Consider the following 15790-nt stretch of genomic DNA (forward strand, 5'->3'; position numbering starts at 1 on the left):
TGGGCGTCGGGTCGTTGAGTCCGCAGCCAACAGCGGGCGGCGAAGTGGTGACCCGGTTTTCCTGCACCCTCTCCCCAGCGGGGAGAGGGTTGGGGTGAGGGGGCGGGTGCTCGCGGGGATCCTTCCCATCCGTCACCCCAGCGGAGGCTGGGGCCCAGTGCCTGTCGCTCGCACTGGTTACTCGTGCTGCGGAACACCGAAGCAAGAGCTTTCGCACGCCGGGCTCTCGGCGCCGAGCCTACAGGGCTAGCAAGAGATAAAGAGAAAACGACGCCCCACTCGGCGCTTGCCGCCCATCGGGCAACCGCTCCTGCGTCGCCTCAACTCGAGCATCCATGCCTTCGCCATGGCCCGCACTCGGTGCGCCACCGCTGCGCGGTGGCGAAGGCGGAAGAGCCGAAAACAAAAAATCCCGCTTCGAGCGGGATTTTCCCAGGTTGCGAATGTCTCGGTTCGGCCAGGAGCAGACGGTCTCCATCTCAAGCGTCGGCGAGCCGACACCGTTATCTGGATGGGCACTGATTGCCGGAACGAATAAAGCCGTGGTCGCAGGGCCAGTCATGACGTGTGCAATCGAGCGATCCATTGGCGGGCACTGCTACAACAACCCACTATCTACCAGATCGGTCATGACCGCGGCTGCATGTCCAATCGTGCCCGGTATGACCGATCCCAACGGCGACCCGGATCATCAACGTGCATGGTGGGGCAATGAAGATCCGGGGTGCAGGTGCGGAGGTGCGCGCGGATCCTCGCGGCACACGACGCGCGCGGCAAGTTGTCACGGCGGCGACGCTTCGCATGACGCCCTGATGTACATCAGGAGTGCGACCCCTGTTGCGCCGGAGACTGCGCGGCAATCAACAGGGAGAACCGCAATGAAGACGTTCCAGAGAAACCTGCTTGTCGCGGCGATGGCTGCGGTGCTGGCGGCGCCGGCGTGGGCCGATGCGCCGGGTGGTGCCGCTGCCGGTGGGACCTCGCGGGCGGCGCCGGTGCAGTTGCTGTGGAATGCGCGGTTGCGCGACGAGTCGGTGGACGATGCGGCCTTCGCCAGGAACGCACGGGCCGATACGCTGCGGTTGCGGCTGGGTGTGCAGGCGCGCTTCAGCGAGGCGTGGAGCGGGTTGCTCGAAGGGGCCGGGACGGCCAGTGCGGGGAATAATTACAACAGCGGCGCGAATCGGCAGACCCGGTATCCGGGGATCACCGACCCGCGCGGTGGGGAGTTGAACCAGGCGTGGGTGCATTTCCAGGGCGGCGAGTTCGGCGCCACGGTGGGGCGGCAGGAGTTGCTGCTGGACAACCAGCGCTGGGTGGGCAATGTGGGCTGGCGTCAGTTCGAGCAGACCTATGACGGCGTCGCGTTGAAGTGGAAGCCGGCCGCGGACTGGACGATCAACTACGCCTGGCTCGATCGCGTGCATCGCGTGTCCGGGCCGGATGCGGTCAATCCGCTGGCGCGCGAACGCAAGCTCGATACCCACCTGCTCAACGTGGCCCGTGTGCATGGCGCGCAGACGTGGGTGGGCTATGCCTACCTGCACGAAGACCGCGACGTGCCGACCGCGTCGACGGCGACGTACGGGGTGCGCTGGCTCGGCAATTACGTGGCGCAGGGCAACGGTCCGGGCTGGGCCGCCGAATATGCGCGCCAGTCCGACTACCGCAACAACCCGGCCAGCTACCGCGCGAACTACTGGCTGCTCGAGCCGAGCTGGACCGTGCGCGGCATCACCGCCAGGCTTGGCTGGGAGCATCTGGGCGGCGATGGCGTGCATGCGCTGCAGACGCCGCTGGCCACGCTGCATGCATTCAACGGCTGGGACGACCAGTTCCTCGCCACGCCGGCGGGTGGGCTGGACGATCGCTACCTTGCGCTCGGCGGCAAGTTCGCTGGCGGCGGCCTCGTCAAACAGTTCAAGTGGAACGTGGCCTATCACGACTTCCACGCCGACACGGGCGGTCGCTACGGCAGCGAGTGGGATGCCTCACTGGGCTTTCCGCTGGGCGGCGGCGTACACGCACTGGTCAAGCTGGCCGACTACCGTGCGGACGGCTTCGGCCACAACGACACCAAGATCTGGCTCCAGCTCGAATGGAGCGGCAAGCGGGATCTGTGACCGGCATCGGCGTCTTGTGGAAAGCAGGTTCCCGTCGGTCGGCCCGGACTGATCCAGGTCAGCTGGCGCCGGTGGGGCGCGTGATTCAATACATGTCATGCATGCACCCCCGACACCCGCCGCGGCGTCCCGCGAAGACGGCACCGATCTGCCTGAACACGACCTGCGCCAGCTGCCGTGTCCGTTGCCGCTGGAGCTTGCACTGGAGCTGGCCGACGCGCTGGCTCCGGGGCAGGCGGTGCAGGTGCTGACGCCGCAGCGACCGATACCGCTGCTCGATCTGCTGGGTGCCCGCGGGCTGCAGGTCAGCACGGCGTCGCTGACCGACGGTGGCGTCCGACTCCTCATCTCCCGCCCCGCGCACGCATGACCAGGCTGGCGCTCGAGCAGGGGCCGCAGGTGTCGCTGCCGCGCCGCTTCCTGCTCAGCGCACCACCGTGGGGTATGGCCGGTGGTGTGCTGTTGTGCGTCGACGGCGAATCGCTGCTGCTGACGCGCTGGCATCCGGCCACGCTGGCGCTGGTGCACATCTACACGCTGGGCGTGCTCGGCAACGTCATGTTCGGCAGTCTGCTGCAGTTCCTGCCGGTCGCTGCCGGCGTGCGGGTCCACGCGCTGGCGCGGCTGGGGCCGCTGCTGCATGTCCTGCTCAATCTCGGCGTGCTGTTGCTGGTGTCCGGACTGTATGCCGGTTGGACCGCAGCGCTCATCGCCGCCGCTGTGGTGCTGCCGCTCACGTTTGCGTTGCTGTGCGTGATGACCCTGCCTGGCCTCGTCGCGGCCGTCGGCCAGCGTATGCAGCGGGTCGGATTCGGCGTGGCGCTGGGCAGCACCCTTTTGACGGCCCTGCTCGGCGGTGGCCTGGCGCTCCACCTCGGCGGCGGGCCCGCCATGCCGGTGCCGGCGCTGGTCGACGTGCACGCCAGCTGGGGCATCCTGGGCTGGGTGATCGTGCTGCTCGGCACGGTGACTCCGGTGGTGATGCCGATGTTCCAGGGCACGGCCACCGTGCCGGCGCCGATCCATGCGGCCTGGCTCGGCGGCCTGCTGCTGGCGTTGCTGGCCGGCGCATGGTGGCGGCTGGGCGCCGGCGACGGGGCGGTCCCGCGTCTCGCCTTCACCGTTTGCGTGCTGCTGTTTGCGAGTGCCGGATTGTGGCTGCAATGGCGTGCGCCGCGACCACGGCGCGGTCCGCTGTGGTGGAGCTGGCGGGCGGGACTGGTCGTCCTGTTGCTGGCGGCGTCGGCTCTGTCGGCGCCCGTGCGCGAAGGTCGGCTGGCGGCGGCGCTGGGCCTGGGCATCGCGCTGCCGCTGCTGGTCAACGGCATGCTGCTGGAGATCGTGGCCTTCCTCGGCTGGATCGAACTGCATCGCCGGATCGGACGCGGAGTGCAACTGCCCGGCGTGCAGCGCCTGCTGCCGGAGCGCGAGAAGTACCGTGCGCTGCTGCTGCAACTGCCGCTGGCCGTGCTGCTGCCGGCGGCCGTGCTGTGGCCCGCGTCGTGGCTGGCGCGCAGTGCGGGGCTGGCCATGTTGCTGGCGTGGCTGGGCGTCGGGCTGGCCTGCCTCGGCGTGCGGCATCGCGTGATGCATTTCCAGACGATGCACGAGGGCGCGAGATGAGCATCGACCGGACAGCTCACGCGATCCCTGCCTGGCAGGCGTCACCCACCACACCCATGACGGAGAAGAGCCATGTCCAGGCATCTGCCTGAGCGTTTTGCCCTGGCGCGGGCGCGCGCCGTGATCGACGGCATCGACGACGGGCTGCTGGTGCTGCTGGCGGCGCGCCGCCGGCTGGTGCGCACAGTGGCCCGGCTCAAGCCCGCTGCCGGCGTGCCACCGCGGGACCTGGGCCGCGAGCAGCGGGTGCGCGAGCGGGCGCGGGCGTTCGCGGCACGGCTCGATCTGCCGCCGTCGACGGCGCAAGGTCTGCTGGATCTGGCGATCGGCGATGCCTGCCGCCAGCAAGGGCTGGTATTTGACCAGGGTCAGGGCGCGGCGACCGGCAACGCGCTGATAATCGATTCCATCATGCCCACGCCCTCCCTGCTCTCCCCCATGACGCCGCAGCTGTTGCGGCTGTTGCCGCCACCGCGCCGGATCGCGCCCTTGCTGCGGGTCATGCCCCTGCGCTGGCAGCGCCGCCTGCTCGAGACGGGCATGGCGCGGGTGCTCGCCGCGCCGCTGCTCGAGGGCGAGCTGGACTTCATGCACGGGCGTCGGCTGGCGATCGAGGTCACCGACCTGCGCCTGCGCTGGGTGCTGGAGTTGCAGCAGGGGCGACTGCGCGTCACCGATGCCGAGCCCGAGGCCAGCGTGCGTGGCAGCGTCACCGATCTGCTGTTGCTGGCCGGCCGGCTGGAGGATGCCGACACGCTGTTCTTCCAGCGCAGACTGGTGCTGACCGGCGATACCGAACTGGGCCTCACCGCGCGCAACATGCTCGAGCGGCTGCCGTGGGAGTCGGTCCCGCTGGGCCTGCGCATCGCGCTGAACCGCGGTGCCCGTTTCGCCCGCGCCGCACGCACGGCACACCGGCGCGAGAACAGCTGAACCCGTCGCTGCGACGGATTCCCCGAATGTCATCTGCGGAGTGCCATGAACGATCCCGACACCTTGCCCCTGCCGGTCTGGCGCGACGAGCTCGAGCTGGAATACGCCGCGTTGGCCGAGCGCCTGGAACCGCTGGTGCCCTGCCTGGAGATACCGCTGCACCTGCCGTGGATCGACGCCATCAACAAGCTGAAGAAGCAGCGTGGCGCGGTGATCATGGCGCACAGCTACCAGTCGCCGGAGATCTTCCACGGCGTCGCCGACATCACCGGCGACTCGCTGGCGCTGGCGCAGGCGGCGGCCGCGTGCGACGCCGACCTGATCGTGCTGTGCGGGGTCCACTTCATGGCCGAAAGCGCGAAGATCCTGGCGCCGGGCAAGACCGTGCTGATTCCGGACGTCGAGGCGGGCTGCTCGCTCGCCGCATCGATCACCGCCGCCGATGTGCGCGCCTTGCGCGCCCGCCATCCCGGGGTGCCGGTGGTCAGCTACGTCAACACCACGGCCGAGGTGAAAGCCGAATCCGATGCCTGCTGCACCTCGGCCAATGCGGTCGAGGTGGTCGAGGCGATGGGCACGGCGCAGGTCATCTTCCTGCCCGATCGCTTCCTCGGGAACTACGTGGCCAGCAAGACCGCGGTCGAGCTGATTCTGTGGAGCGGCAGCTGTGAAGTGCACGAGCAGTTCACCGGGCAGCAGGCGCGGCATGCGCGCGAGCAATTCAACGCCAGGCTGCTGGCCCATCCCGAATGTCCGCCGGACGTCTGGGCCGAGGCCGACTTCGTCGGTTCCACCACCGCGATGGGCAAGTGGCTGGAGCGCGAACGACCGGCGCGCGTCGCACTGATCACCGAGTGCTCGATGGCCGACAACCTGCGCGCACGGTTTCCGGATACCGAATTCATCAAGCCGTGCAATCTGTGCCCGCACATGCAGCGGATCACCCTGCCGAAGATCCACGCCTGCCTGCGCGACCTGCGGCCGGCGGTCGAGGTGCCCGAGGCCGTCGCCACCCGCGCCTGCATGGCCCTGCAGCGCATGCTCGCGGTGGGTCGGCGCGAAGCGGTGTGAGGCGCGCGAGACGGCCCGTGGTGGTAGTAGGTGGCGGCGTCGCCGGACTGGCCACCGCGCTGGCGCTGGCGCCGACGCCGGTGCGCCTGCTGTGCCTGAGCCATGACGGCAGCGGCAGCGCCAGTGCACTGGCACAGGGTGGCATCGCCGCCGCGCTCGGACCCGCCGACAGCCCGGCCGGGCATGCCCGCGACACGCTGATCGCCGGTGCGCGGCACAACGACACGGCGATGGTGCATTGGCTTTGCGGGCAGGCGCCGGCGACGATCGACTGGCTGCGGGCGCAGGGCGTCGCGTTCGACCGCGATGAGCAGGGGCAGCTCCAGCTCGGTCGCGAGGGCGGCCACCGTGCCGCGCGCATCGTGCATGCCGGTGGCGATGCCAGCGGCGCGGCGCTGGTGCGCGCCTTGCGCCAGCGGGTGCAGCAGGCCACGCATGTCCAGTGGCGCGGTGGCGTCGCGGTGGACGCGCTGTTGCAGCGCGGCGGTGCCGTCTGCGGCGTGCGGGTGCGCGATGCCGGCGGGCATCCGCAGGAGATGCCCGCCGCCGCCGTGGTGCTGGCGACCGGCGGGATCGGTGCGCTGTTCGCCCGCACCAGCAATCCGGCGGGCGCGGATGGCAATGGCCTGGCGCTGGGCATGGCCGCCGGCGCCTCCCCGCGCGACCTGGAATTCGTGCAGTTTCATCCCACCGCGCTGGATATCGCCGGTGCGCACTGCCTGCCGCTGGTGACCGAAGCGCTGCGGGGTGCCGGTGCGCGCCTGCTCGATGCGGATGGGCGGGCCCTGATGGCGGGCGTGCACCCGCTCGGCGATCTGGCGCCACGCGACATCGTGGCGCGCAGGGTGTGGCAATCGGGTCGCGATCATGCCCCGGTGTGGCTGGACGCCCGCGAGCTGGAGCTCGACTGGGGGCGGAGTTTCCCCACCGTGCTGGGGGCCTGTCTTGCGCACGGCATCGATCCGCGACACCAGTTGATCCCGGTCACGCCGGCGGCGCATTTCCACATGGGCGGGCTGGCGGTGGACGTCGATGGCCGCACCGGCATCCCCGGCCTGCATGCAGTCGGCGAGGTCGCCTGCAACGGCGTGCATGGGGCGAATCGGCTGGCCAGCAATTCCTTGCTGGAAGGCGTGAGCTGTGGTCGGCGCCTCGGCGCCATGCTGGCGGCCATGCCTCCACCGGCGACGGCCGGGGCTTTCCACTGGGCCGAACGCGGCCAGGCGATGGCGCCGGAACGGTTGCCCGCGTTGCGCGAGCTGCTGTGGCAGTCGGCCGGACCGGTGCGTAGCGAGGCGCGGCTGCGGCGAGCCGCGCAGACATGCTCGGACTGGCAGTGCGAAGGCTGGCAGGCGCGGCTGGGCCTGGCCTTGCTGATGGCCGCATCGGCTCGCGGCCAGAGCCTGGGCGCGCACCATTGCAACGCGAGCGCCGGCTAGATCGGGGCGTCCCCCATAGCGGCCTGCGCGGTTTCTTCATCTCGTCAAAACAGACGCTTGCGTATGTTCGGCGACATTGACCTGTGTCAGTGTGGTCTCATACTGAACTCATCAAAATCACTTGTATCCCCACTGTTGACCAACTATGACCCGACCTTCCTCGCTTGATTACGATCAGCTGCTGGCCTGCGCCCGCGGTGAAATGTTTGGCCCCGGCGGCGCGCGTCTGCCACTGCCGCCGATGCTGATGTTCGACCGCATCACCCATATCGCCGACGAGGGTGGCGCCTACGGCAAGGGCGTGATTCGCGCCGAGCTGGATATCCGTCCCGACCTGTGGTTTTTCGGCTGTCATTTCGAGGGCGATCCGGTGATGCCCGGTTGCCTCGGTCTGGATGCGATGTGGCAGTTGAGCGGCTTCTTCCTGCCGTGGATGGGCGAGCCGGGTCGTGGCCGCGCACTGGGCGTGGGCAAGGTGAAGTTCTCCGGCCAGGTGCTGCCGAGCGCGAAACTGGTGAGCTACGAGATCGACATCCGCCGGGTGATGCGCGGCAAGCTGGCACTGGTGATCGCGAACGGCAAGATGTCCGTCGATGGCCGGCCGATCTACGAAGCCGATGACATGCGGGTCGGCCTGTTCCAGTCGACGGAGGGTTTCTGATGCGGCGGGTGGTAGTGACCGGCATGGGCATCGTGTCCTGTCTCGGCAACGCGGCCGATACCGTCTCCGACGCTCTGCGCAAGCTGCGCAGCGGCATCACCGCGATACCCGGTTACGCCGAGCGTGGCTTGCGCAGCCATGTCGCCGGCGTGCCGCAGATCGACCTGGTGGCGGAGATCGACCGCAAGCTGAAGCGTTTCATGGGCGATGCCGCGGCCTATGCCTATGTGTCGATGCGCGATGCGATTGCCGACGCGGGCCTCGCGATCGAGCAGGTATGCCATCCGCGCACCGGCGTGATCGCCGGCTCCGGCGGTGGGTCGGCGCAGTGGCAGATCGAGGCGGCGGACCTGTTGCGCGAGAAGGGCGTGCGCAAGGTCGGTCCCTACATGGTGCCGCGCACGATGTGCTCCACCGTGTCGGCCGCGTTGGCGACGGGGTTCGGCATTCGCGGCCTCAGCTATTCGATTTCCGCGGCCTGCGCCACGTCGGCGCACTGCATCGGCGCGGCCGCCGACCTGATTCGCCATGGCGCGCAGGACGTGATGTTCGCCGGCGGCGGCGAGGAAGAACACTGGGGCATGACCGTCGAGTTCGATGCGATGGGCGCGCTGTCCAGCCAGCACAACGACACACCGCAAAGCGCGTCGAGGCCGTACGACACCAGTCGCGACGGCTTCGTGATCGCCGGCGGTGGCGGCATGCTGGTGCTGGAGGAATACGAGCACGCGAAAGCGCGCGGCGCGCACATCCACGCCGAACTGGTCGGTTACGGCGTGACCTCGGACGGTGCCGACATGGTGTCGCCTTCCGGCGAAGGCGCGGTGCGTTGCATGCGCATGGCGATGCAGGACGTGAAGGCGCCGATCGACTACCTCAACACCCACGGCACCGCCACACCGGTGGGCGACATCGTGGAATTGCAGTCGGTGCGCGAGGTGTTCGGCGAGGCGGTGCCGCCGCTGTCGTCGACCAAGGCATTGACCGGCCATTCGCTCGGTGCAGCCAGCGTGCATGAGGCGATCTACAGCCTGCTGATGATGCGCGACGGCTTCATGGCCGGTTCGGCACATATCACCGAACTGGATCCGCGCGCCGAGGGCTTTCCGATCCTGCGCGAGAGCCGCGAGGCGAAGTTGAACACGGTCATGTCGAACAGCTTCGGCTTCGGCGGCACCAACGGCAGCCTGGTGTTCGCCCGGGTGTAACGGCCACGATCCGCGGCGCTGCGTGCAGCGCCGCGGATCGCGCGGAGCAGGTCCGGCAAGGAGTCCGCCCGGCAGCCACTTGGTTCCCGTCATTTCCGGAAACACCCACACCCGATGTCAGTTACTCCAGCCAGCACCATGACGCCGCAGACGCCGGGCGAGGAAATCGCCAACAGCGTCAGCCACGGCCTGGGCCTGTTGCTGGCGACTGCCGGCCTGCCGGTGCTGATCATGCACGCCGTGCGCACCGGCGGCGTGTCGGCGGTGGTCGGGGCGACGATCTTCGGCAGCACGGCGATCCTGCTGTACCTGGCGTCCACGCTGTACCACGCGATCGCGCACCAGCGGATCAAGGCGATCTTCCGGGCGCTGGATCATGCGGCGATCTACCTGCTGATCGCGGGAACCTACACGCCGATCGCGTTGGGCGTGCTGCACGGTGGCGTGGGCTGGACCCTGCTGGGGGTGATCTGGAGCCTGGCCCTGGCCGGGCTGCTGTTCAAGGCGGCGGTCGGCATGCGCTTTCCGCGGGTGTCCACCGTGCTGTATGTCGGCATGGGCTGGGTGGCGCTGATCGCGATCCGGCCGCTGTGGATGCACATGGCGGCCGGCGGCCTGATCTGGTTGTTCGCCGGTGGTCTGGCCTACAGCCTGGGCGTGGTGTTCTTCGTGCTCGATGACAAGCTGCGCTATGGCCATTTCATCTGGCATCTGTTCGTGCTCGCCGGCACCACCTGCCACTTCTTCGCGGTGCTGCTTTACGCATACTGACCGGCGCACGCGCAGCAGCCGACGGCGCCGTTGTCAGCCCGGCCAGGCCGTCGCCATGGGCATGCCCGGCTCGCCGTGCCAGTAGCCGTTGCGCCTGGCGATGCGCGGCGGGGCGGCCAGTGAGCGACGCGCGAGATCGAAATGGCTCACCACGTCGGCCATGCCGTCGACCTGCGGATACAGCCGCAACACGTCCACGCCCAGCTCGCGCAAGACGGGCAGTTCGGGTCCCAGGTCGGTGACTTCCTCGCCCTGCACCTGGATGCCGTTGATGCGCAGGAACGGCTTGCCCTCGCGCGTGGCCAGCGGCATGCCGTCGGGATATTCGATGCAACGGAATTCGCACTGGTCCTTGGCCACGTCCAGCGCGCGTGCGGTGAAGCAGCGCGCCGAATAGGACAGCGGCAGCCGGCCGAACGCGACCACCTCCAGCTCGGGCATCGCATGGCCTTCGGCGAGCATCGCCGCGCGCAGCTCGCGCAGCAGGGTTTCGCCCTGTTCCACGCCGGGCACCCAGCGCCGCAGGCCGTCCTCGATCAGCAGCGCCAGCGCCCGATGGTTGTAGATATTGAGCGAGGGGCCGGCCACGAAGGGTACCTTGCGCTCGCGGCACAACTGCACCGCGGAAAGGTCGTTGGCCTCGACCCAGCCGCCACCTTCGCCGACCAGTCGCTTCAGTGCACCCAGTTCGGATTCGGCCTCGATCAGGGCCAGCGTCGAGAGCACCACCTGCTTGCCGCTGGCGCGCAGTTCCTCCGCCAACGCGATCCAGTCGCGCGTGCCCAGCTCGCGTCGCTTGCTGCACACGGTCTCGCCCAGATAGATGATGTCGAGCGGCCACTGCGCAGCCTCGCGATAGAACGCCAGCGCGCGCTCGCGCGGCCAGAAATACTGCAGCGGACCCAGACTCAGTTTCAGCGTGTTCATCGGTTCAGTGCCAGCGACGGTGATAGGGGCCGAGCGTGGTCTGGTGACCCTCGGCATGCGCCGACAGCGAACGCTGCCAGTCGGCCTGCAGTTGCCAGTCCGCGGGGGATGCGCGGTAACGGTCCAGTGCCTCGCGCCAGGTGCGGGTGACCGAGCCGACGTAGGCGACGCCGCGCTGGCGGCCTTCGATCTTCAAGGCGGCCACGCCGGCACTGGCCAGCTGCGGCAGCAACTCCAGCGTGTTGAGGCTGGTCGGTTCCTCCAGCGCGTGGAAGGTCTCGCCGCCGACGTCGAAGCGACCCTTGCACACGGTCGGGTAGCCGGCGGGTTCCTGCGGCTGGAAACGGTCGATCAGCACGTCGTTCAGGCGCACGCTGCGACCGCCATCGTCATGTTCCTCCCAGCGCACGAACTTCGCCGGCGAGCACACGCCGTGGCGGTTCGGCGACGCACCGGTGACGTAGCTGGAGAGCTGGCATCGGCCCTCGACCATGATGCACAGGCTGCCGAACGCGAATACCTCCAGCGGCACCGGCGAGTTCTCGCACAAGCGCTGCACCTGCTGGATCGACAGGACCCGCGGCAGCACCGCGCGGCTGATGCCGAAGCGCTCGTGCATGTAGCGCAGCGCCGGCGCCGTGGTCGCCGAACCCTGCACCGACAGGTGCCGCGCCATCGCCGGGTGGGTTCGCGTGGCGTAGTCGAGCACCGCCATCTCGGCGGCGATGATCGCGTCACAACCGAACTCGGCCGCCTTGTCGACCGCGGCGTACCACTGCGCCATCCGGGTGCTGTCCGGGTAGGTGTTCAGCGCCAGGTAGACCTTGCGCCCGCGGGCATGGGCATAGGCGATGCCCGCATGCAGTTCCGCGTCGCTGAAGTTGAGCCCGGGGAACGCGCGCGCGTTGGTCTGATCGCGCAAACCCGCATAGACCGCATCCGCACCGGCGTCGATCGCCGCCTGCAGTGCCGGCAGGTTGCCGGCGGGACAGACCAGTTGCATGGAAACCTCGGAGGCAGGAATTCGGCGTGAATCGTGGCGGTTTTTGCCGGGCGCCGCACTGACGTGGATCAGCTGGAGCCGGATTGCCTGACGTTACGATGGGGTGCACGTATCAACCGCATGATGTTGCTTCCCGCCGAGGAGTCGATCCAATGAAATGCAGGTATGCCTTCACCAAAGCCCTGCTGTGCATGGTTTCGCTGGCGCCGATGGCGCAGGCGACCGCACAGGAGCATGACCATCACCACGCGGCGGCTGCCGTCGCGGCACCGGCGCAGCGCTGGACGCCCGACGCGCCCTTGCGCGAAGGCATGCGCCGCGCCCATGTCGCGGTGGAGCAGTTGCACCGCGACGAAACGGGTCGCATGAGTGCAGCGAAGGTGGTCGAGCACGCCGTGCGCATCGAGCAGGCCGTGACTTTCATGTATGCCAACTGCAGATTGTCCGAGCAGCCCGATGCCGCGCTGCACGGCATTCTGGTGCCGCTGCTCCGCGCGGCGCAGGTGCTCAAGCAGGATCCGCACAATCGCCGGGCGGTGGCGGACATGCGCGAGGCGATCGCGCACTATCCGCAATACTTCAACGATCCGGACTGGGATGCCGCATCGGCGACGCCCGGGATCCACGACGGGCAGTGATGCGGGACGGGGCCGGCGGGTTGCGCGAAGCGCGCCGCCGGCTTCCGTTGAGTCGAATCTTCAGAGTTTCATGTCGAGCTTCAGCCAGCCGGTGCGACCGGGCTCGTTGATGCGGGTAGTGCCGAAGTAGCCGGCGAGTGCCGGCGGACCCGCATTGATGTGCTCGGCGTAGGTCTTGTCCAGCAGGTTGTCGATGCCCGCGGTCAGCGTGATCTTCTTGCCGAAGCGGTAGCCGCCATTGATGGACAGCACACCGAATCCGCCACTGGGCCCGAGATCCTGTCCGACGATGTTGCCTTCACCCACGGATACGCGACGCTGCGCGGCGACGAGGCGCCAGAGTCCCGCGACCGACCAGTCATGGTGGTCATAGGCAAGCCCCAGTCGCATCTCCAGCGGTGGCATCTGCGGCAACGGGCGCTGCTCGGTGCGGTTGTCTCCCCACGCCGCGGCCAGCGCGGCATCACCTTTCCAGCGGGCGGTGAAGGCATAGGTGATGCCCGCTTCGCCGCCCGCGATGCGTGCCCGCACATTGGTTGCGTCTCCCGTGTCCATGGGTGTCGTCGGGTAGTGGATCAGGATGAAGTCATCGACCACGCCGGCGTAGCCGGAAACCCATGCCTTCAGTTTCCTTGCGTGGTATTGCAGGCCGATGTCCAGCTGAGTGGTCCTTTCCGGGGCGAGCGACTTGAAGCTGGCCAGCGAGGTATCCGCATGGCGACCGAGCAGCTCCCAGTAATCGGGGAAGCGCTCCACGTAGCCCAGCCCGGCGTAGAACGTGGCCGGCGCACTGCTCAGGTCACGCTCGTAGCGCGCGAAGCCGGCAGGCAGGATGGATGAGCGGCCGGCGCTGACGATTGCCGCGGCAGGCATGCTGCCCATGCCGCCGGGGGCCATTCCGCTCAGGCCCCTACTCATGTTGCCGGTGGCCAGCTCGTAGCCTCGGGTGCCGGCATGGTCGAGGCGTGCACCCGTGATCAACCGTTGGCGTGGCGCAAAGCTCCAGCGCAGCTCGCCGAACGCACCCACCGCCTGTATCCGCGCATCGCGTGTGCGCGGAATGTCGAGGTAGTAACCGAGCATGCTTCCGGCTGGGCCGCCGGTTCGGCTGTCGTGGATGCTGGTCGAGCCGTCAAGACCGGCGTCGAGTTGAACGACGTCGTCCCAGCGCCAGGTGCCGCTGACGCGGCCGCCGCGTGCGTGGTGGTCGACATCGCTGGCCATGGCCAGCGGCATCATGCCCGCGGGATCCGGATGGCGCAGCGTGTAGTTGTCCATCACGTGATCGGTGTAGTTGCTGTAGAGCTGCACTTTCAGCTCGTCCCAGTGCGCGCTCAGGTTTTGCTGCACGACCTTCAGTCCCAGGCTTTCACGCAGAAAACGCACGCCATCCATGCCGCTGAAGGCGTAGGCCGCCTGACCATTGCCCTTGCCCACGGACACTTCCACGCGCGTGTTGTCGTCGGGCGTCCAGCCGGCGGTGATGTCCGTGTTCCAGCGGTCGTAGCTGGAGTGCACACGGTGACCGTTGCCGTCCTCGTAGTCTTGCGAGTGCGTGTGATTGGCGGCTACGCCAAGGTAGCCGACGGGCGAGCCGGCGCGCAGATCCGCGTTGACGTCGTTGCGACCCCATGAGCCGGCCAGCACGCTGGCATCGGCCGAGTACGCTGGTTCGGCATAGCGGGTGATTTCACGCTCGAACAGGACCACGCCGGCGGAGTTGCCGGGGCCGTACAGGACGGTCTCGGGCCCCTTGATCACGGTGACGCGGTCATACAGCTGCGGCGCGATGTAGGCGGTCGGCGGATCCATCCGCGAGGGACAACCACCGCCGAGCTGTCCTCCGTCGATGAGGATATCCAGGCGTGAGCCGACCATGCCGCGCAGCACGGGATCTCCGTTGCTGCCGCCCTTGCGGATGGTGGAGAAGCCCGGGATGCTTTTCAGGAAGTCGGCACCGTCGCTGGCAGGAAGCGGTTGCCTGGGTGTCTTGGGACGGGTGATCACGGTGAGTGGCGTGTCCTGCATCGGCGCGGTGACCACGATCGGTTCCAGCGTCTGCGCGGTCGGGCCCTCGCCGGCCAGCAACGACATGGGTGTGAGGTTCAGCGCCAGGGCAATCATCACGCATGGGTGGCGACAGCGCGGCCGATGCAGTGAACGAGATGCAGGTGGGGACGGCGCGATCGCATGGGCGCGCTCGGAAGAGATGGGATGGGACACGGGTATACCTCGAATTTTTCCGACAGAGAGGCACGCGTCGGAGTGAACCGCCGCGTATCCTGATCAACGATGTTCAGTCGTGCGCGGAAAGCGGCGGGCCGCGGGGGGCGGCTGCGAGGATGGTGTGTACAAAGCGGCTGTGCCGAGTCGATCCAATTCGCAGGGGATACGGCAGCGGCACCGGCAGGGCGGCTTGCCAGTCGGAGCTGGCGAGTGCCGACGTGTGATGAAACAGGCTGCAATACCCGCAGAACGTCATCGGGTGAGGATGCGGATGTTTCGTGCCCGGCGAGCATGGCTGTTCCATGTGCGCCATCGGCTGCACGCCCGATGCCGTCGGTGCCGCGCCGGAGCGAGCCGCCAGGGTTTGCGATACGACGGGCGCGACGATGGTCAGCCAGATGGCCGCCATCGCCAGCCATGCCGAACGCTTCCCCATGCTGCGCGTGCGGATCAAGTGCTCCCCTCTGGCCGACCATTGGCCGGCGGAAGTGTTTCACGCTGCCTCGCGGCACGTGCTGTGACACGGTGTCGCGTGTGCCTGATGTGCCTCATGGCAGCGATTCCCGATGCTCATCCAGAATGACTGCAGGCAAAAGAAACTGCCGCAGAGCGCTGCGGACCAGATATCGCGAGGCGAGTGCATGCCCGACTACATCCAGGCCTGGCAATGCGTCGGCTGCGGCAAGATCGAGGCGCCGCAACCGTGCATCGGCGTGTGTCGCGATCGGAAGATCCTGATGGTGGGCAAGGACGAGCACGAGCAGGTGCTGGCCGAACTGGCCGACGTGCAGCAGCAACTCCAGGGACTGCAGGCGGTATTGCTGCAGCTGGCCTGGTCGCAGCCGCGCGACGGACAATGGGAGCGTTGTTGGCGGGCGCTGCAACTTCGGGCGCGCGAGTGGATTGCCGATCCGGGCGAGGGCGCTGTGGAGATAGGCGCAGTCGACCCCTCAGCCGGGAGCTGAACCGGCAAGCGTCGTCCACAGTGCATCGACCCAACGCTCCACCGCGGGATCGAGCATGATCGGCTTGCTCCACGTGCGACTGGTTTCGGACGGCCATTTGTCGGTGGCGTCGATGCCGGGTTTCGAGCCGAGACTCGGCGTCGGACCGGAAAATCCAGGCAGTCGATCGGGCTGTTCTCGACCAGCATCGAGTCGCGCGCCG

Annotated in this window: 15 protein-coding genes; 11 read left to right on the top strand and 4 right to left on the bottom strand. The window is 68.2% G+C overall.

Translation table 11 applies throughout. The features are described from left to right. Window positions 1–878 precede the first annotated feature (878 nt). The 9 genes from ACFPPA_RS14435 to trhA all read left to right on the top strand — a co-directional run bounded on the left by ACFPPA_RS14435 (window position 879) and on the right by trhA (window position 9829). Window positions 879–2123, top strand: a complete 1245-nt coding sequence (locus ACFPPA_RS14435) for an alginate export family protein (protein WP_377321112.1) — start codon at window positions 879–881, stop codon at window positions 2121–2123. 97 nt (window positions 2124–2220) lie between these two features. Next, on the top strand, window positions 2221–2493 hold the full coding sequence (locus ACFPPA_RS14440) for a DUF2249 domain-containing protein (RefSeq protein ID WP_377321114.1): 273 nt from the start codon (window positions 2221–2223) through the stop codon (window positions 2491–2493). Continuing rightward, window positions 2490–3746, top strand: a complete 1257-nt coding sequence (locus ACFPPA_RS14445) for a hypothetical protein (protein ID WP_377321116.1) — start codon at window positions 2490–2492, stop codon at window positions 3744–3746. The genes ACFPPA_RS14440 and ACFPPA_RS14445 overlap by 4 nt, the downstream gene beginning before the upstream one ends. 72 nt (window positions 3747–3818) lie before the next feature. Next, on the top strand, window positions 3819–4679 hold the full coding sequence (gene ubiT / locus ACFPPA_RS14450; RefSeq protein ID WP_377321118.1) for a ubiquinone anaerobic biosynthesis accessory factor UbiT: 861 nt from the start codon (window positions 3819–3821) through the stop codon (window positions 4677–4679). Window positions 4680–4724: 45 nt separating this feature from the next. Further along, entirely contained in the window at window positions 4725–5750 is a 1026-nt protein-coding gene (gene nadA, locus ACFPPA_RS14455; RefSeq protein WP_377321120.1) for a quinolinate synthase NadA, read from the top strand. Window positions 5751–5767: 17 nt separating this feature from the next. Beyond that, window positions 5768–7189, top strand: coding sequence for an L-aspartate oxidase (locus tag ACFPPA_RS14460; protein ID WP_377321122.1), 1422 nt, complete (start codon window positions 5768–5770; stop codon window positions 7187–7189). Window positions 7190–7334: 145 nt separating this feature from the next. Further along, the gene (gene fabA, locus ACFPPA_RS14465; RefSeq protein ID WP_377321124.1) at window positions 7335–7850 is read left to right on the top strand and encodes a 3-hydroxyacyl-[acyl-carrier-protein] dehydratase FabA; all 516 of its coding nucleotides are present in this window, start codon (window positions 7335–7337) and stop codon (window positions 7848–7850) included. Next, window positions 7850–9058: a beta-ketoacyl-ACP synthase I gene (gene fabB, locus ACFPPA_RS14470; RefSeq protein WP_377321126.1), complete on the top strand. Its 1209-nt coding sequence runs from the start codon at window positions 7850–7852 to the stop codon at window positions 9056–9058. Before fabA ends, fabB begins: the two co-directional genes overlap by 1 nt. 114 nt (window positions 9059–9172) lie before the next feature. Beyond that, entirely contained in the window at window positions 9173–9829 is a 657-nt protein-coding gene (gene trhA, locus ACFPPA_RS14475; RefSeq protein ID WP_377321128.1) for a PAQR family membrane homeostasis protein TrhA, read from the top strand. A gap of 33 nt (window positions 9830–9862) precedes the next feature. Here trhA and ACFPPA_RS14480 read toward each other — a convergent pair whose 3' ends face one another. Next, entirely contained in the window at window positions 9863–10756 is an 894-nt protein-coding gene (locus ACFPPA_RS14480) for a U32 family peptidase (protein WP_377321130.1), read from the bottom strand. A 4-nt stretch (window positions 10757–10760) separates the two neighbouring features. Beyond that, on the bottom strand, window positions 10761–11759 hold the full coding sequence (ubiU, locus tag ACFPPA_RS14485; RefSeq protein WP_377321132.1) for a ubiquinone anaerobic biosynthesis protein UbiU: 999 nt from the start codon (window positions 11757–11759) through the stop codon (window positions 10761–10763). A gap of 152 nt (window positions 11760–11911) precedes the next feature. Between ubiU and ACFPPA_RS14490 the strand changes: the two genes are divergently transcribed. Beyond that, window positions 11912–12397 carry a DnrO protein gene (locus tag ACFPPA_RS14490; protein WP_377321134.1) on the top strand — a complete coding sequence of 162 codons (486 nt, stop codon included), beginning with the start codon at window positions 11912–11914 and terminating at the stop codon, window positions 12395–12397. 60 nt (window positions 12398–12457) lie between these two features. Here ACFPPA_RS14490 and ACFPPA_RS14495 read toward each other — a convergent pair whose 3' ends face one another. Further along, window positions 12458–14521, bottom strand: a complete 2064-nt coding sequence (locus tag ACFPPA_RS14495; RefSeq protein WP_377321716.1) for a TonB-dependent copper receptor — start codon at window positions 14519–14521, stop codon at window positions 12458–12460. A gap of 172 nt (window positions 14522–14693) precedes the next feature. Continuing rightward, window positions 14694–15077, bottom strand: a complete 384-nt coding sequence (locus ACFPPA_RS14500; RefSeq protein WP_377321136.1) for a DUF2946 domain-containing protein — start codon at window positions 15075–15077, stop codon at window positions 14694–14696. A gap of 187 nt (window positions 15078–15264) precedes the next feature. On the opposite strand from ACFPPA_RS14500, the gene ACFPPA_RS14505 reads away from it, so the two are divergent. Then, entirely contained in the window at window positions 15265–15588 is a 324-nt protein-coding gene (locus tag ACFPPA_RS14505) for a hypothetical protein (RefSeq protein ID WP_377321138.1), read from the top strand. Window positions 15589–15790: the final 202 nt, after the last annotated feature.

The sequence above is a fragment of the Rhodanobacter ginsengisoli genome, assembly GCF_042657065.1.
Taxonomy (GTDB): domain Bacteria; phylum Pseudomonadota; class Gammaproteobacteria; order Xanthomonadales; family Rhodanobacteraceae; genus Rhodanobacter; species Rhodanobacter ginsengisoli.

Excerpts from the sequence above, each read along its gene's own strand:
- ACFPPA_RS14435 (WP_377321112.1), top strand. The coding sequence starts at position 879 with ATGAAGACGTTCCAGAGAAACCTGCTTGTCGCGGCGATGGCTGCGGTG.
- ACFPPA_RS14440 (WP_377321114.1), top strand. The coding sequence starts at position 2,221 with ATGCATGCACCCCCGACACCCGCCGCGGCGTCCCGCGAAGACGGCACC.
- ACFPPA_RS14445 (WP_377321116.1), top strand. The coding sequence starts at position 2,490 with ATGACCAGGCTGGCGCTCGAGCAGGGGCCGCAGGTGTCGCTGCCGCGC.
- ubiT (WP_377321118.1), top strand. The coding sequence starts at position 3,819 with ATGTCCAGGCATCTGCCTGAGCGTTTTGCCCTGGCGCGGGCGCGCGCC.
- nadA (WP_377321120.1), top strand. The coding sequence starts at position 4,725 with ATGAACGATCCCGACACCTTGCCCCTGCCGGTCTGGCGCGACGAGCTC.
- fabA (WP_377321124.1), top strand. The coding sequence starts at position 7,335 with ATGACCCGACCTTCCTCGCTTGATTACGATCAGCTGCTGGCCTGCGCC.
- fabB (WP_377321126.1), top strand. The coding sequence starts at position 7,850 with ATGCGGCGGGTGGTAGTGACCGGCATGGGCATCGTGTCCTGTCTCGGC.
- trhA (WP_377321128.1), top strand. The coding sequence starts at position 9,173 with ATGTCAGTTACTCCAGCCAGCACCATGACGCCGCAGACGCCGGGCGAG.
- ACFPPA_RS14480 (WP_377321130.1), bottom strand. The coding sequence starts at position 10,756 with ATGAACACGCTGAAACTGAGTCTGGGTCCGCTGCAGTATTTCTGGCCG.
- ubiU (WP_377321132.1), bottom strand. The coding sequence starts at position 11,759 with ATGCAACTGGTCTGTCCCGCCGGCAACCTGCCGGCACTGCAGGCGGCG.
- ACFPPA_RS14490 (WP_377321134.1), top strand. The coding sequence starts at position 11,912 with ATGAAATGCAGGTATGCCTTCACCAAAGCCCTGCTGTGCATGGTTTCG.
- ACFPPA_RS14495 (WP_377321716.1), bottom strand. The coding sequence starts at position 14,521 with ATGATTGCCCTGGCGCTGAACCTCACACCCATGTCGTTGCTGGCCGGC.
- ACFPPA_RS14505 (WP_377321138.1), top strand. The coding sequence starts at position 15,265 with ATGCCCGACTACATCCAGGCCTGGCAATGCGTCGGCTGCGGCAAGATC.